Source organism: Klebsiella sp. GW_Kp181, from assembly GCF_040062315.1.
GTDB lineage: Bacteria > Pseudomonadota > Gammaproteobacteria > Enterobacterales > Enterobacteriaceae > Klebsiella > Klebsiella oxytoca.
The window spans coordinates 155,039-176,779 of sequence record NZ_JBEAFR010000002.1; the positions used below are offsets into that span (position 1 = coordinate 155,039).

The 21,741-nt window shown below is 56.6% G+C and carries 20 protein-coding genes and 1 riboswitch; of the genes, 15 read left to right on the top strand and 5 right to left on the bottom strand.

Annotation, left to right across the window (positions count from 1 at the left end; all coding sequences use genetic code 11):
• Positions 1 to 87 precede the first annotated feature (87 nt).
• Positions 88 to 687 carry an NADH:ubiquinone reductase (Na(+)-transporting) subunit E gene (nqrE, locus tag ABLV11_RS02305; protein ID WP_004102040.1) on the bottom strand — a complete coding sequence of 200 codons (600 nt, stop codon included), beginning with the start codon at positions 685 to 687 and terminating at the stop codon, positions 88 to 90.
• 136 nt (positions 688 to 823) lie between these two features.
• On the bottom strand, positions 824 to 2,344 hold the full coding sequence (locus ABLV11_RS02310; protein WP_047719838.1) for a cyclic diguanylate phosphodiesterase: 1,521 nt from the start codon (positions 2,342 to 2,344) through the stop codon (positions 824 to 826).
• A 268-nt stretch (positions 2,345 to 2,612) separates the two neighbouring features.
• On the opposite strand from ABLV11_RS02310, the gene ABLV11_RS02315 reads away from it, so the two are divergent.
• From ABLV11_RS02315 to ABLV11_RS02335, 5 genes are all read left to right on the top strand, one after another.
• Entirely contained in the window at positions 2,613 to 3,938 is a 1,326-nt protein-coding gene (locus ABLV11_RS02315) for a glycoside hydrolase family 10 protein (RefSeq protein ID WP_070557711.1), read from the top strand.
• Positions 3,939 to 3,989: 51 nt separating this feature from the next.
• Positions 3,990 to 4,442 carry a nuclear transport factor 2 family protein gene (locus tag ABLV11_RS02320; protein ID WP_004102035.1) on the top strand — a complete coding sequence of 151 codons (453 nt, stop codon included), beginning with the start codon at positions 3,990 to 3,992 and terminating at the stop codon, positions 4,440 to 4,442.
• A 205-nt stretch (positions 4,443 to 4,647) separates the two neighbouring features.
• Positions 4,648 to 4,992, top strand: coding sequence for a hypothetical protein (locus ABLV11_RS02325; protein ID WP_224250500.1), 345 nt, complete (start codon positions 4,648 to 4,650; stop codon positions 4,990 to 4,992).
• Between the two features lie 16 nt (positions 4,993 to 5,008).
• Complete coding sequence (locus tag ABLV11_RS02330) at positions 5,009 to 8,116, top strand: multidrug efflux RND transporter permease subunit (RefSeq protein ID WP_348855149.1); 3,108 nt, start codon at positions 5,009 to 5,011, stop codon at positions 8,114 to 8,116.
• A gap of 11 nt (positions 8,117 to 8,127) precedes the next feature.
• Entirely contained in the window at positions 8,128 to 8,745 is a 618-nt protein-coding gene (locus tag ABLV11_RS02335) for a TetR/AcrR family transcriptional regulator (RefSeq protein WP_004112966.1), read from the top strand.
• A gap of 99 nt (positions 8,746 to 8,844) precedes the next feature.
• Here ABLV11_RS02335 and ABLV11_RS02340 read toward each other — a convergent pair whose 3' ends face one another.
• The gene (locus ABLV11_RS02340; RefSeq protein WP_004102026.1) at positions 8,845 to 9,405 is read right to left on the bottom strand and encodes an RNA polymerase sigma factor; all 561 of its coding nucleotides are present in this window, start codon (positions 9,403 to 9,405) and stop codon (positions 8,845 to 8,847) included.
• Between the two features lie 5 nt (positions 9,406 to 9,410).
• Positions 9,411 to 9,836, bottom strand: a complete 426-nt coding sequence (locus ABLV11_RS02345) for a hypothetical protein (RefSeq protein ID WP_024274166.1) — start codon at positions 9,834 to 9,836, stop codon at positions 9,411 to 9,413.
• 198 nt (positions 9,837 to 10,034) lie between these two features.
• On the opposite strand from ABLV11_RS02345, the gene ykgR reads away from it, so the two are divergent.
• Positions 10,035 to 10,136: a small membrane protein YkgR gene (gene ykgR / locus ABLV11_RS02350; RefSeq protein WP_004102022.1), complete on the top strand. Its 102-nt coding sequence runs from the start codon at positions 10,035 to 10,037 to the stop codon at positions 10,134 to 10,136.
• Between the two features lie 60 nt (positions 10,137 to 10,196).
• On the opposite strand, the gene ABLV11_RS02355 is transcribed toward ykgR, so the two are convergent.
• On the bottom strand, positions 10,197 to 11,339 hold the full coding sequence (locus tag ABLV11_RS02355; protein ID WP_004102018.1) for an alpha/beta hydrolase: 1,143 nt from the start codon (positions 11,337 to 11,339) through the stop codon (positions 10,197 to 10,199).
• 167 nt (positions 11,340 to 11,506) lie between these two features.
• On the opposite strand from ABLV11_RS02355, the gene ABLV11_RS02360 reads away from it, so the two are divergent.
• The 9 genes from ABLV11_RS02360 (at position 11,507) to ABLV11_RS02400 (ending at position 21,515) form a co-directional block, all read left to right on the top strand.
• Complete coding sequence (locus ABLV11_RS02360) at positions 11,507 to 12,541, top strand: LacI family DNA-binding transcriptional regulator (protein ID WP_016809028.1); 1,035 nt, start codon at positions 11,507 to 11,509, stop codon at positions 12,539 to 12,541.
• A gap of 184 nt (positions 12,542 to 12,725) precedes the next feature.
• The gene (locus tag ABLV11_RS02365) at positions 12,726 to 13,649 is read left to right on the top strand and encodes a TIM barrel protein (protein ID WP_023320944.1); all 924 of its coding nucleotides are present in this window, start codon (positions 12,726 to 12,728) and stop codon (positions 13,647 to 13,649) included.
• Between the two features lie 14 nt (positions 13,650 to 13,663).
• Positions 13,664 to 14,836 (top strand): Gfo/Idh/MocA family oxidoreductase, encoded by a 1,173-nt coding sequence (locus ABLV11_RS02370; RefSeq protein ID WP_126489111.1) that lies wholly within the window; start codon positions 13,664 to 13,666, stop codon positions 14,834 to 14,836.
• A 206-nt stretch (positions 14,837 to 15,042) separates the two neighbouring features.
• Positions 15,043 to 15,144: riboswitch (TPP riboswitch) on the top strand.
• Between the two features lie 69 nt (positions 15,145 to 15,213).
• Positions 15,214 to 15,909, top strand: coding sequence for a TenA family protein (locus tag ABLV11_RS02375; protein WP_004102013.1), 696 nt, complete (start codon positions 15,214 to 15,216; stop codon positions 15,907 to 15,909).
• The gene (locus ABLV11_RS02380) at positions 15,906 to 16,634 is read left to right on the top strand and encodes an ABC transporter ATP-binding protein (RefSeq protein ID WP_032726092.1); all 729 of its coding nucleotides are present in this window, start codon (positions 15,906 to 15,908) and stop codon (positions 16,632 to 16,634) included. Before ABLV11_RS02375 ends, ABLV11_RS02380 begins: the two co-directional genes overlap by 4 nt.
• The gene (locus ABLV11_RS02385; RefSeq protein ID WP_032728247.1) at positions 16,631 to 17,371 is read left to right on the top strand and encodes an ABC transporter permease; all 741 of its coding nucleotides are present in this window, start codon (positions 16,631 to 16,633) and stop codon (positions 17,369 to 17,371) included. The genes ABLV11_RS02380 and ABLV11_RS02385 overlap by 4 nt, the downstream gene beginning before the upstream one ends.
• Positions 17,372 to 17,395: 24 nt before the next feature.
• Complete coding sequence (locus tag ABLV11_RS02390) at positions 17,396 to 18,331, top strand: ABC transporter substrate-binding protein (protein WP_032728245.1); 936 nt, start codon at positions 17,396 to 17,398, stop codon at positions 18,329 to 18,331.
• Positions 18,332 to 18,638: 307 nt separating this feature from the next.
• On the top strand, positions 18,639 to 20,024 hold the full coding sequence (locus ABLV11_RS02395; protein WP_017145898.1) for a diaminobutyrate--2-oxoglutarate transaminase: 1,386 nt from the start codon (positions 18,639 to 18,641) through the stop codon (positions 20,022 to 20,024).
• Between the two features lie 9 nt (positions 20,025 to 20,033).
• Positions 20,034 to 21,515: an aspartate aminotransferase family protein gene (locus ABLV11_RS02400; protein WP_160886463.1), complete on the top strand. Its 1,482-nt coding sequence runs from the start codon at positions 20,034 to 20,036 to the stop codon at positions 21,513 to 21,515.
• Positions 21,516 to 21,741 lie beyond the last annotated feature (226 nt).

Here is a 21,741-nt window from a genome sequence, read left to right on the forward strand (position 1 = left end):
CTGCCGTGCGCGCCCAAAGGTGTACGGCAGAAATTCGATAAAACGACTTCAGGCCAGACGCTCTCTCTCATGGTTCCCGACTTCTGTTTACAGGGAAATACCGGCGAACGACATAAAGCCCAGCGACATGAGTCCAGCGGTAATGAACACGCTGCCTAATCCGCGTAACCCTTTCGGCATATTGGCATATTTCAGCTTTTCGCGAATGCCAGCCAGCGCCACAATCGCCAGCGTCCAGCCAATACCGCATCCGGTGCCATAAGTCAGCGACTCAAGGAAGCTGTATTCACGCTGCACCATAAATATGGTCGCGCCAAAAATGGCGCAGTGGATGGTCAACAGCGGCAGAAACGGCCCTAAAGCATGGTTTAACGCATGGAAATATTTGTCGATCACCATCTCCAGGATCTGCACCAGCGCCGCAAGGACGCCGATAAACGTGATGAAATCGAGAAAACTGAGATCCACGCCTTCAATCAGAGCATTTTCTTTCAGTAGGTGATGATAAATCAGGTTGTTAATGGGCGTCGCAATGGCTAGCAGCGCCGTCACGGTGATCCCGAGCCGAAATGCGACATCGATCTTTTTGGAAATAGCGAGAAAAGTACACATGCCAAGGAAAAAATTGAGCGCCATATTTTCAACGAAAACCGCGCGGATAAAAATATTCAGGTGAGATTCGAACAAGACAACCTCCGTGTTGTTGAGTTGTTCCTCAATGATGACAAATTTTCAGGTGAAACAGGAAATTACGATTCGGTTTTGCCGAGTCGATCACCTTTTAATTTCCTGTTTGTGATCGAACAAACCAGCCCTTTACTGACTAGCGAAATGAACGTGGCAGCATTTTGATAAACTCGCCAACCGGCACCGGTTGTGAGAAGTAGTAGCCTTGGTAAATAGCGATGCCCATATTCCTGAGCATTGTAAGCTGCTCCTTATCCTCCACGCCTTCGGCGATAATCTGACAGTTAAACTTCTTCGCCAGATTCACCATATTCTTGACCACCAGCGCGGAAGCATTATTGGTGACGATATTGAAGGTAAACACCTTATCGATTTTTATAATCTCAGGATTAAACTGCTGGATGTAGCTGTAGTTTGCGTAACCGGTACCGAAATCATCCAGCGAAAACTGAATCCCGATGCGCCGCAGCTTATCCGTCACCTCCGAGGTTTGCAGCGTATTTTCAATCGACTCCCGCTCGGTTATCTCAAGGACGAGCCGAACTTCCGCCTCTTTCAGCTCCTGGATAAACGTCTGGCAGAGTTGGACTATTTCGTCATCCTGAAAGTTAACCGAGCTGGTGTTAAAGCAAATAAAGAGTCCTTTAGGGAGCAGGGACTGCTGGCGACGGAGCTGTCGGCTTACTTCCGCAAAGCAAATCGCCGTCACGTCTTTAATCAAACCGGTCTGTTCCGCAACGGAGATAAATTTATCCGGCGCAATAAATCCCTGTTTGGGATGTTCCCAGCGTACCAGCACCTCGCCGCCGATAATGGCGCCGTCCTCATCGTTAATTATCGGCTGAATATACGGTTTGAGCTGCTTCAGCTCGATCGCCTTCCTCAGCTGGTACTCAATCGTCTGCCGATAGCGGAGATAGTTTCTGAACAAAAAGGCGAGCAGCAAGGAGGCGAGAAGAATGGCGATGAGGGTATGCTGTTCATAGCGGATAAATGCGACTGCGCCGGAGGCAAAGCCGCGATCGGCAATGACCGAATAATTAAATTGCTCAGAGGTCAGACGCACGGGAATTTTGATCTTCGGCGTCGTGGTGACTTCCCCTTTGCGGTTCATTACCCGATTACCAACCTGAAGATACAGATGAGCATCGCCATCCAGAACGGATAAAATATTGTATAAATAATAGCCATCAATACCTATCAGCGTGGTATTCCCCCGGTCGTCCTGTTCGCTATACACCATTAACGGATGAGACGGCGTAATATCGTTCCCCTGGAATAACTGCAACGATCCTTGGGTATATTGAGTTCTATCAAACTGAAATTTGCGTCCGCCAAAAACTGAAGTGCAGTAGATCTCGTTATCCCGCCCTAAATTTACCGAGCGCACGTCGGGAATGGTCGCCACCAGCGTGCGCAGCTCCGTCAGGACGTTCTCATTGCAATTTTTTCCCATAAAAGGTTCCGCCAGGTCGGCGGCCTGTTCGGCGTGGGAAACGGTCACATCAAGGCTGGCTATCGCCTGCTGCAGCCGCGACTGGATATCCTTATCCACCTTTTTTTGCATCTGCCAGTAGCAAAGACCGGTGCCAAGACTGATTAATGCCATGAGAAATAGGATTATCCACAGACGATGGCGTGACGATGAGTAGTTCATTATGCTAATCCAGTTAGACTCGCCATCGGGGGCCGGCGGTCAATTGTTTGGCCAGATTTTAACAAATCCTTTTTAAACTCGCCCTGAACCGATCAAGTTTTAATGCATATCAATGATATATCATGGCCAGCCGTTGCGTGATGGCGCAGACGACTGGCTGCGAAATTTGCTGAGGCAAAAGCGGCGCTGTCTATGGCTAAATTATTGACTTAAAGTAGAATAATACGAAAATGACTTCTTTGTGCGCTGACCAGAAATGCTGGCAAATATGACGATTCACTCCCGTAATAGCATCCTGAAAAAAGTAAAAGCATCCGCCGTAGCTATCGCTGCAGCGCTGCTGCTGTCGCACTGCGGCAGTAAACCGCCCGTTTCTCTTGTCACGCCGCTGCCGCCCGCAACAAAGCAGCCGACGTTACCCAAAAGCCACGAGCCGGTGCGCGGCGTCTGGCTGACAACCGTCTCGCGCCTCGACTGGCCGCCGCTGGAATCCGTGAACGGCGGCATTACCGCCGATCGCCGCATCGCCCTGCAGCAGCAGGCGCTGATTGCCAAGCTGGATAATTTAAAAAGCCTCGGTATCAATACCGTTTTTTTCCAGGTGAAACCTGATGGCACCGCGCTCTGGCCGTCGAAGATCCTGCCGTGGTCCGATATGCTGACCGGTAAAATCGGCGAGGACCCGGGCTACGATCCGTTAAAGTTTATGCTGGATGAAGCCCATAAGCGCGGCATGCGCGTTCATGCATGGTTCAACCCCTATCGCGTCTCGGTCAATACTCGCCCCAAAACCGTCACCGAGCTTAACGGTACCCTTTCGCAGTTTCCCGCCAGCGTCTATGTCCTGCATCCGGATTGGATCCGTACCTCCGGAGACCGTTTCGTTCTCGACCCGGGGATCCCGGAAGTGCGCGACTGGATCACCAGCATCGTGGCAGAGGTCGTAGAGCGCTATCCGGTAGACGGCGTCCAGTTCGATGATTACTTCTATACCGAAACGCCGGGGTCGAAGCTGAACGACAATCGGACGTTCCAGCAGTATGGCCAGGGCTTTGCTGCCAAAGCGGACTGGCGGCGGCACAATACCCAGCTGCTGATTGAGCAGGTTTCCCGCACTATCAAGCAGCTGAACCCCGCCGTAGAATTTGGCGTCAGCCCGGCGGGCGTCTGGCGCAATCGCTCTCACGATCCGTCCGGGTCCGATACCCGCGGCGCGGCGGCCTACGATGAGTCTTACGCGGATACCCGCCTGTGGGTTCAGCAGGGATGGCTGGACTATATCGCGCCGCAAATTTACTGGCCCTTCGCCCGCGACGCCGCGCGCTACGATGTGCTGGCAAAGTGGTGGGCTGAGGTGGTGAAGCCTACCCACACCCGGCTTTATATTGGCGTGGCGCTGTACAAAGTTGGCGAACCGTCAAAGAGCGAGCCTGACTGGATGATTAGCGGCGGCGTGCCGGAGCTGAAAAAGCAGCTTGATCTGAATGAATCCATGCCGCAAATTCAGGGCACTATTCTGTTCAGAGAGAATTACCTTAATCAGCCGCAGACCCAGCAGGCCGTTAACTACCTCAAAGGCCGCTGGGGAGGCTGATTCCCCCTGACAGGCCAGATGCCTGTTACTACAATCACCGCCGGAGGATGTATGTTGAAAAAATCGCTCATCGCCTTTTCCCTGTTTTGCGCCCTGTCGCCCGCTGTTTTTGCGGGCAACAGTGAAAGCGAACAGCTGAATAAGAAGAACGTCATTGATTTTTATAACAAAGCGTTAAATGACAAGGACTTTGCCGCCGCCAGGCCCTATCTCGGAGACCGCTACATACAGCATAACCCGATGGCGAAAGACGGCGTTGAAGGCTTTCAGCAGTTTATCGCCTTCCTGAAGAGTAAATATCCCGACTCGCGCAGCGTTATCAAGCAGGCCTTTGTCGACGGCGATCATGTGATCCTCCACGTGGAGGTAACCGGTCGCGAGCCGGGAGTGACGCGGGCGATTATCGATATCTTCCGCGTTGATGAACAGCATAAAATCGTTGAGCACTGGGACGTGACCCAGAACGTTCCGCAGAAAACCGCCAGCGGCAACGGCATGTTCTGAGCCTGAGCAGAGCTCCTCTGCTCATCATTCCCGCCGCTTTACCCATTTTCGCCTCGTACAGATGGGTACTTGTTTAAATAGTTTATTTACTTTACTGTAAAGTAAATAAACTGACGGGGTTAGGCGGATGTTCAACGAAGGAAGATGGGCAAAGCTGTTTTGTTTCATTGGATTATCATTTCTTTCCTGCGTAGCGAAGGCCGCATTGCTGAGTCTGGCTACGCAGGATCAGCAGATTCAGGCGGCATGTTCACGTGTAGATGAGCCGGCTCAGGCCAGGCTATGTCACGCCCTGCTCGTTAGCCAGCAGGCGGAGCAGCGCCAACGCTATCTGCATTTTTTACTGCAGCAGAATATTTTCAGCATTCAGACCTATGACTTTCTATGGGGTGAATACCAGCGTACGACTGCATGTTCTGAAATCAGCCGCTTTTTTCTGTCGAGGGCGCTGGATGCGGCGCTACCGGCTCCACCCACGCCGGTATTTCCCCCATCTTCCGGGCTAAGCGAACCGCTGGCCGTGTTTGCGCTTCAAGAATCCCTCAACTGACCGTAGGTGCATAACGATGCTGGCTCGCTTTTTTGTGTTTCGCCCGGTTTTTGCCGCCGTCATCGCCATCTGTATTATGGCGACCGGCGCTTTCGCCCTGCTGACCCTGCCCGTTGAACAATATCCGGATATTGCTCCTCCCGGCGTCAACGTCACCGCCAACTACCCCGGCGCCTCGGCTGAAACCGTTGAAGACAGCGTGACCCAGGTGCTGGAGCAGCAGATTAAAGGCATCGACGGCCTGCTCTATTTTTCCTCCAGCAGCAGTTCAGCAGGCCAGGCGCGTATTAGTCTCAGTTTCGATCAACGCATTGATCCCGATATGGCGCAGGTGCAGGTACAAAATGCCGTTAATCAGGCCATTACGCGTTTGCCTCAAGAGGTGCAGCAGCAAGGCCTTACGGTAACCAAGTCACAGGGTGACAGCCTGATGGTGGTGGCCCTGTACGATCAAACTCGAACGCTAACCAGCCTTGATATCAGCGACTTTCTCGTTAGCTCCCTGCAGGAGCCGCTGAGCCGGGTGGAAGGCGTGGGGGAAACGACCGTTTTCGGCGCCCAGTACGCGATGCGCATCTGGCTCAATCCGCTGCAGCTGACCAGCTACGGTTTGATGCCCTCCGATGTGCAGGCCGCCGTCGAGGCGCAGAATTCTCAGGTCACCAGCGGCGAAATTGGTTCACTGCCTACGCTGGAGGGGCAGTATCTGAACGCGACGGTCACCGCGCAGTCCCGCCTTGAGCATCCCGAACAGTTTGAAAACATTATTCTGCGCACCAACAGCGACGGCTCGGTGGTCTATCTGCGCGATGTCGCCCGGGTGGAGATCGGCGCGGAAAACTATCAAAACCAAACCACGCTCAACGGTTTCCCCTCAGCCGGAATCTCAATTCAGCTGGCCTCCGGGGCCAACGCGCTGGAGACGGCGGAGAAGATCCGGACAGAAGTCGAACGCCTGACGCCCCGCTTTCCGCAGGGCGTTGTCGCCGCTTATCCGCGCGACAGCACGCCGTTCGTGACGGTCTCTATCGAAAGCGTAGTGCGCACGCTGATTGAGGCGATTCTTTTTGTGGTGGCGGTCATGTATCTCTTTCTCCAGAGCTGGCGGGCAACGCTGATCCCGACCCTCACGGTGCCGGTCGTCCTGCTCGGTACCTTCGGCATCCTTAGCCTGCTGGGCTACAGCATCAATACGCTCACCCTCTTCGCGATGGTGCTGGCAATCGGTCTGCTGGTTGATGACGCTATCGTGGTGGTGGAGAACGTTGAACGCCTGATGGTGGAAGAGGATCTTACCCCGCTTGAAGCCACGCTGCGCTCAATGAATGAGATAACCGGCGCGCTGATTGGCATCGCGCTGGTACTCTCGGCGGTTTTTATCCCGATGGCGTTTTTCGGCGGCTCGGTGGGGATTATCTACCGGCAGTTCAGCGTGACTATCGTTTCGGCGATGGTGCTTTCCGCGCTGGTCGCACTGACCCTGACGCCGACGCTGTGCGCCCATCTGCTCAAACCCGGCCATCTTAAAAAAGGGCCGTTCTTCTCCGGTTTCAACCGCGGCGTCGCCGCCACTCAGAATCGTTACCTGGCGATTCTCCGGCGGATAGCGGTCCGCCCCTTCCGCTTTGTATTGCTGGCCCTGGCGCTGACGTTTTTGATGCTCTGGCAGTATCAGAAACTGGCTGGCGGCTTTCTTCCGGAAGAGGATCAGGGCGCGGTGATGGTTCAGTTTACGCTTCCCTCCGGCTCGCCGATGTCGATGACCGAAGAGGTCGGCGCGGAAATTAGCCGCTTTTTCATGAGCGAGGAAGAGAATAACCTCAACGTCATCTTTATGGTTACCGGCAGAAATAACGCCGGCAGCGGGCAGAACGTCGGCATGGCCTTCGCCGAACTCAAGCACTGGGATGCGCGTCCCGGAGAACAGAACAGCGCTCAGGCGATCATTGCCCGGGCGAACCAGTACTTTGTTAAAACCTCCCGGCTGGCCAGCATCAGCGTGATGTCGCCACCCACCGTGCGCGGGCTCGGGCAGTCGAGCGGCTTTGAACTCTGGCTACAGGATAGCGCGCAAAACGGCAGCCCGTCGCTCATCGAGGCGCAAAACACCCTGCTCGCTGCCGCCAGACAACAGCCAGAACTGGATGCGGTGCGCATTAACAGCCTGGAGGAGAAGGCGCAGCTGCAGGTCGATGTTGACAGACAGAAAGCGCAGGCCCAGGGGTTGGATCAGGCCGCGATAAACAGCACTCTCTCTGCGGCCTGGGGCGGCGTGTACATTAACGACTTTATCGATCGCGGGCGCGTCAAGCGCGTGTACATGCAGGGAGACGCAGCCTGGCGTTCGACGCCGGAAAACTTATCCGCCTGGTTTGTCCGCGGCGACAGCAACAACATGGCCTCCTTCGACAGCTTCTCATCCTGGCGCTGGACCACCGGGCCGCAGATGCTTCAGCGTTTTAACGGACTGTCAGCCGTGCAGTTCCAGGGCAATGCGGCATCGGGCGTCAGCTCCGGTTCGGCGATGGCGGAAATGGCCGAACTGGTGGGCACGCTGAGCGGGTTTGATCTGCAATGGAGCGGTTTGTCCTGGCAGGAGCAGGCCTCTTCAGTGCAAACGCTATGGGTATATCTGGCGTCGCTGGCCTTTATGTTTTTGTGTCTGGCCGCCTTGTATGAAAGCTGGTCGATTCCGGTCGCCGTACTGCTGATCGTGCCGTTGGGGATTCTGGGGGCCGTAAGCGCGTCGCTGCTCGCCGGATATGAAAACGATATCTACTTCCAGGTCGGTATGCTGACGACCATGGGGCTTTCCGCCAAAAATGCGATTCTGATCGTTGAATTCGCGCTGGCGCAGTTTCAGCAAGGAAAAACCTTATCCGACGCGGCGCTGGAGGGCGCTCGTCTGCGCTTACGCCCCATCATTATGACCTCACTTGCATTTGTTGTCGGCGTTATCCCTCTGGTACTCTCTACCGGTGCCGGCGCTTCCAGCCAACGGGAGATTGGCACCGCGGTGATCGGCGGTATGCTCACCGGGACGCTGCTGACCTTGCTCTTCGTTCCACTCTTTTTCCTGCTGGTACAGCAAGGAATGATGCGCCTTAAAGGGCGCAAACGGTAAGGACTCAATTGATGGGAAATCAACGCGGGCGGCCAATGAAAGCCCGCCCACGCATTTTACAAACCGCCCGCGAGCTGTTTCTCAGGCACGGGCTTGATGTGTCGCTGGATACGATTGCCGCCGAAGCGGGAACCTCGCGGCCGACGCTCTACAGTCATTTCCCCGGCGGTAAAGACGCGCTGCTGCTGGAGACATTTGCGTTTCTCAATGACACCATGCAGCCGCCTCTGCGCCAGCTTTTGCAGGAGCGTCAGCAGGATTTTCCCGCGCTGCTGCGCGGGTTTGCGAAAGTGGTGCAAGCGCACTTTTATGCGCCGGAGAATATTCACTTTCAACGCCTGCTGATCCAGGTGCTGGTGCAAAAGCCCGAACTCTACGTCACGCTCGAACAGCGCCCCTCAGGGCGCGTTTTGCAGGCACTGAGCGAGATACTGGCGCAGAAAAAAAACGAAGGTTTGCTGACCATCAGCGATCCGGAGCTCGAAGCAACGGCGTTTCTCGGCGCGATTATGGGCTATCCGCTGCCGGGGGCCTTAATTGCGCAAAAAGCGGTGGAGCCGGAGAAGCTGGAACAGCTCGCGGAATGCGCGATTACCGTCTTTCTCAAGGCCTGGGGCTACGGGCCATAATCCAGGTTTACGCAGCCACTTTCAGGCCTGTCGCCGCCCTTATTCTGCTAAGCGGATAAAGACCAGGTCTTCGGCCCCGCGCCAGAGGCCGAAGAAAGACTAATCGGCGAGCAGATCGTCATACAGCGCGCGCAAGCGGGTTCGCAGGTAAAGTACCGCTTTATGCTTACGCGACAGCAGCGCCTGCTCGCTTGCGCCGGTCTCTTCGGCCAGCTCCCGATAGCTGTAGCCCTGCAGTTCGGTTTTCTCGAATGCTTCGCGCTGGGCGGGCGGCAGTTCCGCGAGCGCCTGGTTTACTGCCTCCCAGAGCAGCGTTTTCAGATACGCCTCCTCCGGCGTTTGCGCAACGCCAAACAGCGTCTCGGCCAGCTCATCCTCGGGAAAGCCACCCTCTTCTTCCTCGCTGAAATCGCCTGCCAGCGGCAGCTCACGCTTTTTTCTCGCCCTGTCGGTCATCTCGTTTCGCGCGGCCCGGAACAGCCAGGCGGCAATATTCTCCACCGGTTGCTCGACGCGGATCAGCTGATAAGTCACTTCCTGCAGGATATCGTCCGCCTCATCCCTTTGCGGGATCCGGGCGCGAATAAACGCCTTCAGCTTCGTCCGGCAGGCGTCGAGAGCGGAAATCAGCCGCGATGGCGTCGCGATGCCGTTTTTCATTGCGCTCACTCGGGATCCGTATTTTTCACCGCAGGCTCCTGCTGCGGCGCATTTTCGCTACGACGATCGCGCCAGCCGCAGTGGCCACGATGCCCGCGATGACCAAAGCGCTGTACAAACTCATCGCGCTGCTCGGGACTCATCTTCATCCAGCGTTCATGCATTCGACGCCGCGCCTGTCCCATACCGAACATTCCCGGGCGAAAACCGAGACCGCCAAACAGGATCCGCGACAGCGCCAGAAGACCTAACGCCTGCCAGAAGCCGATGCTCTTTACCCCAAGGATAGCGGGCAGTAGCGCATTCCATAGCGACATGACCAGCAGCCCGAGAACGATGATTAATGCCGCGCCGATGAGAAGCGGTTTTGCCATTCTGTGGTCACCAAAACGGTGCTGATGGCGCTGCTCGCGCCTGTCGAAATCTCTCATGCTTTGTTTACCTCATAACGCTTGTGAATAGTAACCTGTGCAGAGGTAGACGAATGAGCGGACAAAATATTGCTAACAATATTTAAAAATCGACACACTTTATTTGTACGACAAATGTTATTGTGTGATCTTCATCACCTTTCGGTGCGGGCGGCGGCGGTAACGTTACCCGGTGATTCATAGAAAAAAGAGGAACTTATGAAGGCAGTAAAATCATTAAAAGCAGACTGGGCAATTATTACGCTGATGATTGTTGTCGCGGTCGTTATGTATGGCTATCTGATCCCCAAATACTGGTAATCGACGTCATACCTGCGCTGAACCGCCCCATCGCTCAGGGCGGCTCATCGACCCTCACCATTACCGCTTATCGTTGAGCGTCTTAATCAAAAACGGCACCGAGTCGCGCAATGACGGGTTAACCGTTCCGCTATGATCCAGCCCCTCATAAATATGCACGTCCGCCCGGGTTCCTGCGCTTTTAACCGCATCCGCAAAGCGTTTTTGCATCGCCGTCGGAACGTTGATATCGACGCTGCCTATACCGATAAATACCGGATGATCGATTTTTAGCGTCGGGTAGAGCATGGTTTCTACGCTGGCGTTTAACAGCGAATCCACTCCCGGTTTGAGGGCATTCGCCGCATTGAGACCGGCCTTCATCACCTCATCGTTGAGCGGTGTAATGCATAAATGGTTCGCCTCTTTCAGCAGCGGTAGCGCTTTGTCCTGGAAATAGTCGGCGGGATTGAGCTGCGGGTTGCTGTCGGCAGCTGAAAGATAAATATAGAAAATATACGGAATTTTCGGATCGCCGCCGCTCGGCGCTTTGCCGCCTGCCGGCGGAAGAATGTCGGCTGCGGTGGTCCCTTTTTCAAAATAAGGCGTACCGGTCAGCACCGTTGCGCGAATATTAAGCTCGGGTGCATATTGCGGCTGATAGCCGGCGCTGGCGAAGGCGGCATGCGCCCCCTGCGACTGTCCTACCAGAATAAGTTCATTTTTGAGCGGAAACTGTTTCAGGGCGGCGCGAACGCTGTCAAGTACGCTCCACGCTTCGCCGCGGGCGTTCAGATAGTGGTGCAGCCCGGACGAGCCCAGACCGGCATAATCCGGCGCGACTACCGCATAGCCCAGCGACAGCCAGGTGTTCAGATACTGCTTATCGCGATCGCTGCGCGGGTTTAACGACGGCGCGCAGTGATTCGCCACGCCAACGGTACCGTGAGCCCAGACCACCACCGGCCATCCCCCTTCCGGCGTGGCGCCAAAGGGAATAAAGACCGCCGCGGTATCTTCGCGCGCGGTTTTACCGTTCACGCCGCTGTGGGAAGGATAACGCAGAAAATATTGCTTAGCCGCTTCGCTTAACCCGTTCTCCGCGCTGAGCGGAGAGACGGCATCGGTGCTGTCGGTAGCGGCGCTAGCCGGAACAGCGCTCATGGAAAGCAATAGCAGCGCAGAGGTGGCGGTAAGGAATTTTTTTGAGAGGGAATAAGTCATGACATCCTGTTCCATAATGGGGATGCACTTAGTGTAGACCCTGGCGCCTGAATACCAGCTCAATGAAGCGGGTCATTTTGCTGATTTGCATAAACCCTGAGTGGCTTCGCTTTTTATCCGCCACAATAATGATAGATTTTTATCAATCACCTCACAGGAAGAGAACAATGTCAGCGAAAAAAGTCACCATGAAGGATATAGCCAGAGACGCCAGAGTCGGTATCGCGACGGTGGACAGAGTGTTGAATAAACGAACTCCCGTGAAAGAGAGCACCGAACGTAAAGTGCTTGAGTCCGCCAGGCGCTTAGGCTTTGCGCTCGAACAATCGCAGTATCGGCTGGCAGCCGGTCAGTCGGCGATCCCGCTGAGAATGGGGTTCATCCTGCTGCAGGAGTCGCACTCGTTTTACCATCAGCTGGCGCAGGCGCTTGAGCAGGCGGCATTGCCCTGGCATAGTCCGGCACAGGCGCCGGTGTTTCTGCATTATGACATTAACGCCATTGACGACATGGTTGCCGCAATCGCCCGCCTCAGCGAAGAGGTTGACGCAATCGGTATTGTGGCGCTGGATAATCCGCTTATCCGCCATGCCGTTGCTCAGGCCGTTGATAAAGGCGTGCGCGTCTTTACCCTGCTCTCCGATATGAGCATCCCGCAACGCACCGGCTACATTGGGCTGGATAATCAGAAAGCGGGCCGCACCGCCGGTTGGGCGGTGGACAGGCTGTGTCATGGAAGCGGCGAAATCGGCATTATCGTCGGCGATAACCGATTTATTTGTCAGGAAAGCTGCGAGATAAGTTTCCGTTCCTACCTGCGCGAACATGGCAAAGGCGACCGGGTGCTGGAGCCTGTACGCAGCCACGAACGCGCCGATATCGCCCGCCGGGTGACGGAGGAGATGCTGCAGCGTTATCCCGATCTGGAGGCCATCTACGCGCCCTGCGGCGGCGTGGAAGGGATTATCGCCGCGCTGCATGCGCATCAGCGTCAGCATCAGGTCACGCTGATTTGTCATGGCCCGGTAGACCACGGCGAGCTGGCGCTAATCGACGGGACAATCGATCTCATGCTGGCTCATCGGCTTGCCGAATTCGCCTCAGCGACCGTCGATGCCTTTGTCCAGTGCGCTCACCAGCCGCAGGCGACGTTTATTAACGCCCTGCAGCCTTTTGATTTACTCACCAAAGAAAACCTCTGATCGGCGAAAGCGCGGGTATATTCTCCGCGCTCCGCTTCAGCGCTACATTTGATAAAAAACTATCAATTAAGACATCAAAATAAACCTTGAATTCCATCAAAGAATTTAAATTTCATGATTGTTGAAGATGAAATTTTCATTCAATACTGGTCATGTTTTCTCCTCATCTGAAAAGGAAGCCATCATGACCATACATATTGCCAACGCGCCGTGCAGCTGGGGCGTCGATGATCCCAAAAATCCTTACCTGCCGCCGTGGACCAAGGTGCTGGAAGAGGCGGCGACGGCCGGTTATAAAAGTATTGAACTGGGGCCGTGGAGCTATCTGCCGACCCGAGCCGATGAACTCAGCGCCGCGCTGAATAAGCAGGGGCTGTCGCTGGTGGCCGGAACGATCTTTGACGATCTGGTCAGCGAAGAGAACTTTGCGAACATTGTCGCACTGACGCATAACATTTGCCGCAACCTGTCGCAGGTTCCATCGGCGGAAAAGACGCCGGGCAACCTCTTCCAGCCGCCTTATCTGGTGATTATTGATTTTGGCAATCCGCTGCGGGCGAAATACGCCGGACACAGCGAACTGGCGCCCCGCCTCTCTCCCGCCGACTGGCAGCGGATGATCGGCCATATTATTACCATCAGCCAACTGGCGTGGCAGGAGTACGGCGTTCGTCCGGTTATCCATCCTCACGCCGGCGGCTGCATCGAGTTTGCCGACGAAATCGACCTGCTCGCGGCGCAAATCCCCCATGATGTTGCCGGATTGTGTCTCGACACCGGCCATCTCTTCTATTCGGGTATGGACCCCATCAGCTGGCTGGATCGCCATTTTGAACGCCTTGACTACCTGCACTTTAAAGATGTCGATCCGCAGGTATTCAGGAGCGTAATTTCCCGCGGTATCGACTTCTTCTCTGCCTGCGCGGAGGGCGTGATGTGTCCGCTCGGCAGCGGCGCCATTGATTATCCGGCGGTGCGCGCCTTTCTCGACAAACGCGGCTATCAAGGCTGGATCACCATTGAGCAAGAGCGCGACCCGCGCAACGTCGAGGGCAGCCTTAAGGCGGTCACGGAAAGCCTGCGCTACCTGCATTCGGTTGGTTTTTAATCGGGAGATGAAACATGATTAACGGTATTAAACCTGTTGGCCGGTCGTTACGCTGGGGTATGGTGGGCGGCGGCGGAAGCAGCCAGATTGGTTATATTCACCGCTCCGCGGCGCTGCGCGACGGCACGTTTACCCTGCTGGCAGGGGCCTTCGATATTGACGCTCAGCGCGGGCGTGAGTTTGGCCAGCAGCTGGGCGTGGAGGCCGGGCGCTGTTACCCCGACTACGAAACGCTGTTTCGCGAAGAGGCCGCGCGGGAGGACGGTATTGAAGCCGTTTCCATCGCTACGCCGAACAATACCCACTACGCCATTTGCCGCGCAGCGCTGGAGGCCGGATTGCATGTGGTCTGCGAAAAACCGCTCTGTTTTACCGGCGAAGAGGCCGATGCGCTGGTGGCCCTGAGCGAAAAACAGCGCAAAATCGTCGGCGTGACTTACGGCTACGCCGGTCATCAGCTGATTCTGCAGGCGCGGCAGATGATTGAGCAGGGGCTGCTGGGCGAGATCCGCATTATCAATATGCAGTTCGCCCACGGTTTTCATAACCAGCCTGTGGAGCAGGAAAACCCCAGTACCCGCTGGCGAGTGGACCCGAAGTTTGTTGGCCCCAGCTACGTTCTGGGCGATCTCGCCACTCACCCGCTGTTTCTGGCGGAGACCATGGCGCCGAAGCTCAATATCACTCGCCTGATGTGCTCCCGCCAGAGCTTTGTCAAAAGCCGCGCGCCGCTGGAGGATAACGCGCATGTGCTGATGGAGTACGACAACGGCGCCGTGGGTTCGATGTGGTGCTCGGCGGTCAACAGCGGCTCAATGCACGGGCAGAAAGTCCGTATCGTCGGAGAAAAAGCCAGCCTTGAGTGGTGGGATGAACAGCCGAATCAGCTGCGCTATGAGATTCAGGGCGAGCCGGTGCGCATTCTCGAACGCGGTATGCCCTATCTGGACCCGCTGGCTCTGCACGATGACCGGATCGGCGGTGGCCATCCCGAAGGGCTGTTTGAGGCCTGGTCGAATTTGTACCGCCGCTTCGCCATCGCCATGGATGCTACCGATCGTTGCGACGCAGCTTTGCTGGAAAACTTCTGGTACCCGGATGCCAAAGCCGGTGCGCTCGGCGTGCATTGGGTTGAGAACTGCGTACGTTCAGCAGACAGTGGCGCCCGCTGGGTCGATTTCCATTAATCCATAAATAATATTTGCCGGGGGGGCGGCTGACGCCTTGCCCGGCCAAAGAGAATCGGGCCGTTCTGCGCCCGGCAAGACGCCAGCCGCCACCGGGCCAAAATGACGCACAACGGCCATTTATCGCAGTGTCTTAACGTGACAGTGTCACCAATTTTCGGCAAGTTCACAGCATTGTAATCAAAAAGCGAATGTCGTATAACAGGTGCCAAACCGAGGGGTGTCCCGTGAGGGCTGAGATGGCGTAAGCCGAACCCTTTGAACCTGATCTGGGTCATGCCAGCGAAGGGACGGGTCGGCATTTCCGCCAGTTTTGCGCCATTGCCTGTTCACACTTCATTCAGCACGCCCGGATCTCCCTATTATCAGGAGGTCCTGTGATTCTTCCCGCATTTACTCAGGGTATTTATGGTCGTCTGCGCCTGCAGGCCGGTGCTGACTGGCAGCGCTACGTCGCCCATCCCTTCCTGCGCCAGCTTGCCGACGGCACCCTTCCCGAACCCGCTTTTCGTCGCTATCTGACGCAGGACTACCTGTTCCTGATCCACTTTGCCCGCAGCTACGCGCTGCTGGTGAGCAAGCTGCGTACCCTCGCGGAAATGCGCGTTGCCGCCGCGTCCATGAACGCCATTCTCGACGAACTGCCGCTGCACGTCGGCTACTGTACGGGATGGGGGCTGGATGAAGCGACGATGGCGGCTGAAGAGGAAGCCGCTGAAACGGTAAATTATACCCGCTACGTACTGGACATTGGCCACGCCGGCGATGCGCTGGATCTACTGGCGGCGCTGATGCCCTGCGTGGCCGGCTATGCGGAAATCGGCCTCGGTCTGCTGCACGACCCGGCGACCCGGCTGACTGCCAACCCGTATGCCTCGTGGATCCGCAACTACGGTGATGAGGGCTACCTTAACGGCGTCAATGCAGCCTTAAACCTGCTGGAAACCCTCTGGCAGCAGCGCGGCGGCGAAGCGCGTTTTGCCGAACTCAGCGCCATTTTCACGACCGCTACGCGCCTGGAGGCTAACTTCTGGCAAATGGGCCTTAACGTCCTCGCGGAGCGCCAGGCGTGATGGCTCCCGGCATCGAAGTACGCGGACTGAGCCTGCGCTTTGGTTTGCGACCGATCTTCGACAATTTGACGTTTTCTATTCCCGGCGGCCAGTGGAGCTCGCTGCTGGGGGCCAGCGGCGCCGGTAAAACCAGCCTCCTGCGCATCATCTCCGGGCTGGCGAAAGCCTCTGGGGGCGAAGTTCGCGCCAGCGATGGCCTGCCGATTGCCGGACGCCTGGCGTGGATGGGGCAAAAAGATCTGCTTTACCCGTGGCTAAGCGTGCGCGACAACGTCTCGCTGGGGGCGCGCCTGCGCGGGGAGCGCATCGATCACCTGCGCGTCACCACGCTGCTACAGCAGGTTGGGCTTGAACACTGCGCCGATGACCGCCCTGCCGCTCTCTCCGGCGGCATGCGACAGCGTGCGGCGCTGGCGCGTACGCTCTACGAAGACCGGCCCATCGTGCTGATGGACGAGCCCTTTTCCGCGCTCGACACGATTACCCGCACGCGTATTCAGTCCCTGGCCGCCCGGCTATTGGTGAACCGGACCGTTGTACTGATCACCCACGATCCGATGGAAGCCTGCCGTCTGAGCCACCGTCTGCTCGTCCTTTCCCCGGCCCCCGGCGGGATTGACGACACGCATCGCTTGTCCGGCATACCGCCGCGCGCGCCGGACGATCCGGCGCTATTAGCCGGTCAGGCGGAGTTGCTGCAACAGCTGATAAGGGCTAACGAATGAGCGCAAAACTGTTTCGCGCCGCCGTGGTGTTCTGCGGCCTGCTCCTGATTTGGTGGCTGGTGACCCGCAGCGGCATTCCCGCCTTTCTGCTGCCTTCACCTTCGGCGGTGGCAAGCGCCCTGTGGGTCAACCGCGCCTACCTCGGTGGGCACACGCTGATCACATTAAGCGAGATCCTCAGCGGTCTCGCGCTCGGCGTTCTGCTCGGCGTGATACTGGCGCTGTGCATGATTGTTTCGCCGCGCCTTCAGCGTTGGCTGATGCCGTTGGTGCTGACCAGCCAGGCGATCCCGGTCTTTGCCCTTGCCCCGCTGCTGGTGCTGTGGTTCGGCTTCGGGATGAGCGCCAAGGTTATGATGGCGGTGCTGGTGATCTTCTTTCCCGTCACCTCGGCGTTTTTTGACGGCCTGCGCCGGGTTAACCAGGACTATCTTGACCTCGCGCGCACCATGGGCGCCTCTTTTGGCGCGCAGCTGCGCCACATCCGCATGATGGCTGCCCTTCCGGCCCTCGGTTCCGGTCTGCGGATGGCGGCCGCCGTCGCGCCCATCGGGGCGATTATCGGCGAATGGGTCGGTTCAGCCGAAGGACTGGGCTACGTCATGCTTAACGCCAATGCCCGTCTACAAACCGATATCTGCTTTGCAGCCCTGTTTATTCTGGTGCTACTGACCGTCCTGCTGTGGCTGGCGGTGGATGCTTTTTTACACCGGCTGATTAACTGGACGCCGGAATGACGCTCTTAAATAAAAGGACTAACCATGCGTAAACGTGTTTATGCCGGTATCACGCTTGCCGCGCTGTTCAGCGGGCAGGCGCTGGCCAATGAAAAACTCACCCTGGTGCTGGACTGGTATATCAATCCCGACCACGCGCCGATCGTGGTGGCTGAACAGATTGGCGCCTTTAAAGAGGCGGGGCTGGACGTTAAAATTGTGCCACCGTCCGACCCGGCGCTGCCGCCGCGATTAGTCGCCGCCCGCCAGGCGGACCTGGCGATTACCTACCAGCCGCAGGTGCATTTTTTTGCCGATGAAGGTCTGCCGCTGGTCCGCGTCGGCACGCTGATTAATTCGCCGCTGAACACGGTGATCGCGCTGGATAAAAGCATCAAATCTCCCGCCGATCTGCAGGGCAAAAAAGTGGGGTATTCGGTAAGCGGAATCGAACAGGCGACGCTGGCCACTATGGCACAGCACGCGAAAATCGATCCCAAAAGCATCAAGCTCATCAATGTTAACTTTCAGCTGACCAGCGCCCTGCTGGCCGGACAGGTCGATGCGGTGATTGGCGGCTATCGTAATATCGAAGCGCTGGAACTGCAGCTTCAGGGGAAAGATCCGCAGGTGATGAACGTCGAGGATTACGGCGTCCCGGCCTACGATGAGCTGGTGATTGTCGCCAACCGGGACGACGTCAACGCACCGAAAATCAGGACGTTCCTGAAAGCGCTGCAAAAAGGCGTTGCTTACCTTCGCGCTCATCCGCAGGAAACCTGGCAGGCGTTTGCCGCCGCGCATCCGGAACTTAACACGGAGCTGAACAAGCAGGCCTGGCTGAAAACTCTTCCTCTGTTTGCCAGCGATCCGGCAGCGCTGGATAAACCTCGTTATGAAGCTTATGAACAGTTTTTATATAACAACAAGTTGGTGAAAAAAGTCACACCTTTAACGAATTATGCGGTTGAACTGCACTAAGTCATACCATTGCTGGCGGAAATCTTTCGCCAGCAATAGCCAGGCGGCAGTAATAAAAATTGCGAGAATCCCTCACTAATAATTACAATTTTAAAGGTCTTTCATCCTTTAAAACACTTCTTTTTTATCAATGCTTTATGCGTTAATTTTGCAGTGTAAAAATAACGTAAATATAGCTTAATCAATAAAACGTTGAACGCGGTTCTAAAAAGCCATATATTGTGCCCGCTTTAATGCATGGCGATTCATTTTCTTACACCATTTTATTCAACCAGCGCTCAACCGTAACGCTGGTTGTGGGAGTGATATGATGACGGATAAAGTCCGTATTGATACTTTAGGCGCAGATTTATTAGATGCAAACAACGATACCTTTTTGGCCCGTCAGGCTGAATTCGAATCGAATGTCAGGAGCTACCCGCGCAAGCTGCCCCTTGCGATTACTAAAGCGGAAGGCGTCTGGCTGACCGATGCGGATAACAAACAGTATCTCGACTGCCTTGCCGGCGCAGGTACTCTGGCTCTCGGTCACAACCACCCTGATGTGCTGCAGAGCATCCAAAGTGTCATTACCAGCGGCTTGCCGTTACATACTCTCGATCTCACCACTCCGTTAAAAGATCGCTTCTCTGAATACCTGCTTTCCCTGCTGCCGGGCGAAGGTAAAGAATACTGCCTGCAGTTCACCGGTCCCTCCGGCGCTGACGCCGTAGAAGCGGCGCTGAAGCTGGCGAAAAAATACACCGGCCGTACTTCCGTGATCAGCTTCTCCGGCGGCTACCACGGGATGACCCACGGCGCGCTGTCCGTCACCGGTAACCTGTCGCCCAAAGCGGCGGTTAACGGCATGATGCCGGAAGTGCAGTTTATGCCTTACCCGCACCAGTACCGCTGCCCGCTGGGTATCGGCGGTGAAGCCGGCGTAAAAGCGCTGACCTACTACTTCGAAAACCTGATCAACGACGTTGAAAGCGGCGTGCGTAAACCGGCGGCGGTGATCCTTGAAGCCGTTCAGGGTGAAGGCGGCGTGAACCCGGCTCCGGTCGAGTGGCTGCAGCGCATCCGTAAAGTGACTCAGGAACACGGCATTCTGCTGATCGTCGATGAAGTTCAGGCTGGCTTTGCACGTACCGGTAAATTCTTCGCCTTCGAACACGCGGGCATCGAGCCGGACATTATCGTGATGTCGAAAGCCGTCGGCGGCGGTCTGCCGCTGGCCGTTCTCGGTATCAAAAAGCAGTTCGACGCCTGGGAACCGGGTCACCACACCGGCACCTTCCGCGGCAACCAGCTGGCGATGGCGACCGGCCTGACCACCCTGCGCCACCTGAAGGACAATAACATTGCGGATAAAACCGCCGCTCAGGGCGAATGGCTGAAGGGCAAGCTGGCCGAGATGCAGAAACGCTATCCGGTGATTGGCCACGTTCGCGGTCTGGGCCTGATGATCGGTATTGAGATCGTTAAACCGAACGAAGCGCCGGATCACATGGGCTGCTACCCGGCGGACGGCGAACTCTCCGCCCTGCTGCAGAAGAAATGCTTCGAAGCGGGCGTGATCCTCGAGCGCGGCGGTCGCCACGGCTGCGTGCTGCGTCTGCTGCCGTCCCTGCTGATCAGCAACGCTGAGCTGGAAATTTTCTTCGACAAATTTGAACAGGCCCTGCTGGCCGCCGGCGTAAAACCGGTCTGAGTGGAGTAAGTGACCGCAATGTCCAAGTTGAATCCGATTCTTGCTGGTTCCGCACAGAGTATTGATGCCTATCAGCAAGCGATCGCCCAGACCAGCCAGGCTGTCGCGCAGTGGTTGCAGCAGCCTGAAATGTATCAGGGGAAAAGCGTTGACGAACTGCGTGAGCGCATCACCCTTGATTTCAACGAACAGGGTCTGGGCAACCAGGCGGCGATTGAACGTGCGATCGAGTACTTCCTGAAAGACAGTCTGTCGGTACATCACCCGCAGTGCGTGGCGCATCTACACTGCCCGAGCCTGGTGATTAGCCAGGCGGCGGAAGTGCTGATTAACGCCACCAACCAGAGCATGGACTCCTGGGATCAAAGCCCGTCAGCCACCATCATTGAGATCAAGCTTATTGAATGGCTGCGTGCGCAGGTCGGCTACGGCGCTGGCGATGCGGGCGTGTTCACCAGCGGCGGTACCCAGAGCAACATGATGGGCCTGATGCTGGCGCGCGATGCCTTCTTTGCCCGCCAGGGCCACTCCATCCAGCAGGATGGTCTGCCGGGCGATGTTCGTCGCTACAAAGTACTGTGTTCTGAAAACGCCCACTTCTCGGTGCAGAAGAATATGGCGCTGATGGGCCTCGGCTACCGTTCCGTGACGCTGGTGAAAACCGACCAATTCGCGCGGATGGACGTGGCGGACCTGAAAGCGAAAATCGCCGAGGCTCAGGCTAACGGCGAGCAGATTATGGCGATTGTCGCTACCGCTGGTACTACCGACGCGGGGGCCATTGACCCGCTGCGAGAAATCGCGGCTGTCGCGGCAGAGCATCAGATCTGGCTGCACGTTGACGCAGCCTGGGGCGGCGCGCTGCTGATGTCTGAGAAGTATCGCGATCGTCTGGACGGCATTGACTTAGTGGATTCCATCACTCTGGATTTCCATAAGCAGTTCTTCCAGACCATCAGCTGCGGCGCGTTTCTGTTAAAAGAAGCCCGTCACTACGAGCTGATGCGCTATCAGGCGGCCTATCTGAACTCTGAGTTCGATGAAGAGCATGGCGTACCGAACCTGGTGTCCAAATCGCTGCAGACCACCCGCCGCTTCGACGCGCTGAAGCTGTGGATGGGTCTTGAGGCGCTGGGCCAGAAGCAGTATGCGGAAATCATCGATCACGGCGTGACGATGGCGCTGAACGTAGCGGATTATGTCGAAACGCAGCCGACGCTGGAACTGGTGATGCAGCCGCAGCTGGCGAGCGTGCTGTTCCGTTCCCGTCCGCAGCAAATGGCGGGCAGTGACGACGCCGCCATCGCCCTGCTCAACCAGCGGGTAGGCGATGCGCTGCTGGCCTCCGGCCGCGCTAACGTCGGGGTGACCGAGCACAACGGCGTTACCTGCCTGAAGCTGACCTTGCTGAACCCGATCGTCACGTTAGATGACGTGAAGGTGCTACTGAGCCTGGTCGATCGCACCGCCCAGGAGCTGCTGGCGCAGTAAGCTTTTCGCATTGACCACGAAAGCCGATAACTTACCTTATCGGCTTTTTTATTGGGTTTCGCCCTGATCTTGTGACGTTGTCACGTCATTTCCCGGGGGCGGCGCAAGGCGTCTGCCCGGGCTACAGCCCCGCAGACTGCTGAGGACGCATAGCCCGGACAGATAAGCAGCATCGCCTCCGGGAAATTCTGCCACTTCGGGCGCTTTCCCCGAGGCGTTATATCTG

Coding starts and splice junctions, on each gene's coding strand:
- ABLV11_RS02390 (WP_032728245.1), top strand. CDS start 17,396: ATGCGTAAACGTGTTTATGCCGGTATCACGCTTGCCGCGCTGTTCAGC.
- ABLV11_RS02310 (WP_047719838.1), bottom strand. CDS start 2,344: ATGAACTACTCATCGTCACGCCATCGTCTGTGGATAATCCTATTTCTC.
- ABLV11_RS02355 (WP_004102018.1), bottom strand. CDS start 11,339: ATGACTTATTCCCTCTCAAAAAAATTCCTTACCGCCACCTCTGCGCTG.
- ABLV11_RS02335 (WP_004112966.1), top strand. CDS start 8,128: ATGGGAAATCAACGCGGGCGGCCAATGAAAGCCCGCCCACGCATTTTA.
- ykgR (WP_004102022.1), top strand. CDS start 10,035: ATGAAGGCAGTAAAATCATTAAAAGCAGACTGGGCAATTATTACGCTG.
- ABLV11_RS02345 (WP_024274166.1), bottom strand. CDS start 9,836: ATGAGAGATTTCGACAGGCGCGAGCAGCGCCATCAGCACCGTTTTGGT.
- ABLV11_RS02385 (WP_032728247.1), top strand. CDS start 16,631: ATGAGCGCAAAACTGTTTCGCGCCGCCGTGGTGTTCTGCGGCCTGCTC.
- ABLV11_RS02320 (WP_004102035.1), top strand. CDS start 3,990: ATGTTGAAAAAATCGCTCATCGCCTTTTCCCTGTTTTGCGCCCTGTCG.
- ABLV11_RS02360 (WP_016809028.1), top strand. CDS start 11,507: ATGTCAGCGAAAAAAGTCACCATGAAGGATATAGCCAGAGACGCCAGA.
- ABLV11_RS02395 (WP_017145898.1), top strand. CDS start 18,639: ATGATGACGGATAAAGTCCGTATTGATACTTTAGGCGCAGATTTATTA.
- ABLV11_RS02315 (WP_070557711.1), top strand. CDS start 2,613: ATGACGATTCACTCCCGTAATAGCATCCTGAAAAAAGTAAAAGCATCC.
- ABLV11_RS02365 (WP_023320944.1), top strand. CDS start 12,726: ATGACCATACATATTGCCAACGCGCCGTGCAGCTGGGGCGTCGATGAT.
- ABLV11_RS02370 (WP_126489111.1), top strand. CDS start 13,664: ATGATTAACGGTATTAAACCTGTTGGCCGGTCGTTACGCTGGGGTATG.
- ABLV11_RS02330 (WP_348855149.1), top strand. CDS start 5,009: ATGCTGGCTCGCTTTTTTGTGTTTCGCCCGGTTTTTGCCGCCGTCATC.
- ABLV11_RS02340 (WP_004102026.1), bottom strand. CDS start 9,405: ATGAAAAACGGCATCGCGACGCCATCGCGGCTGATTTCCGCTCTCGAC.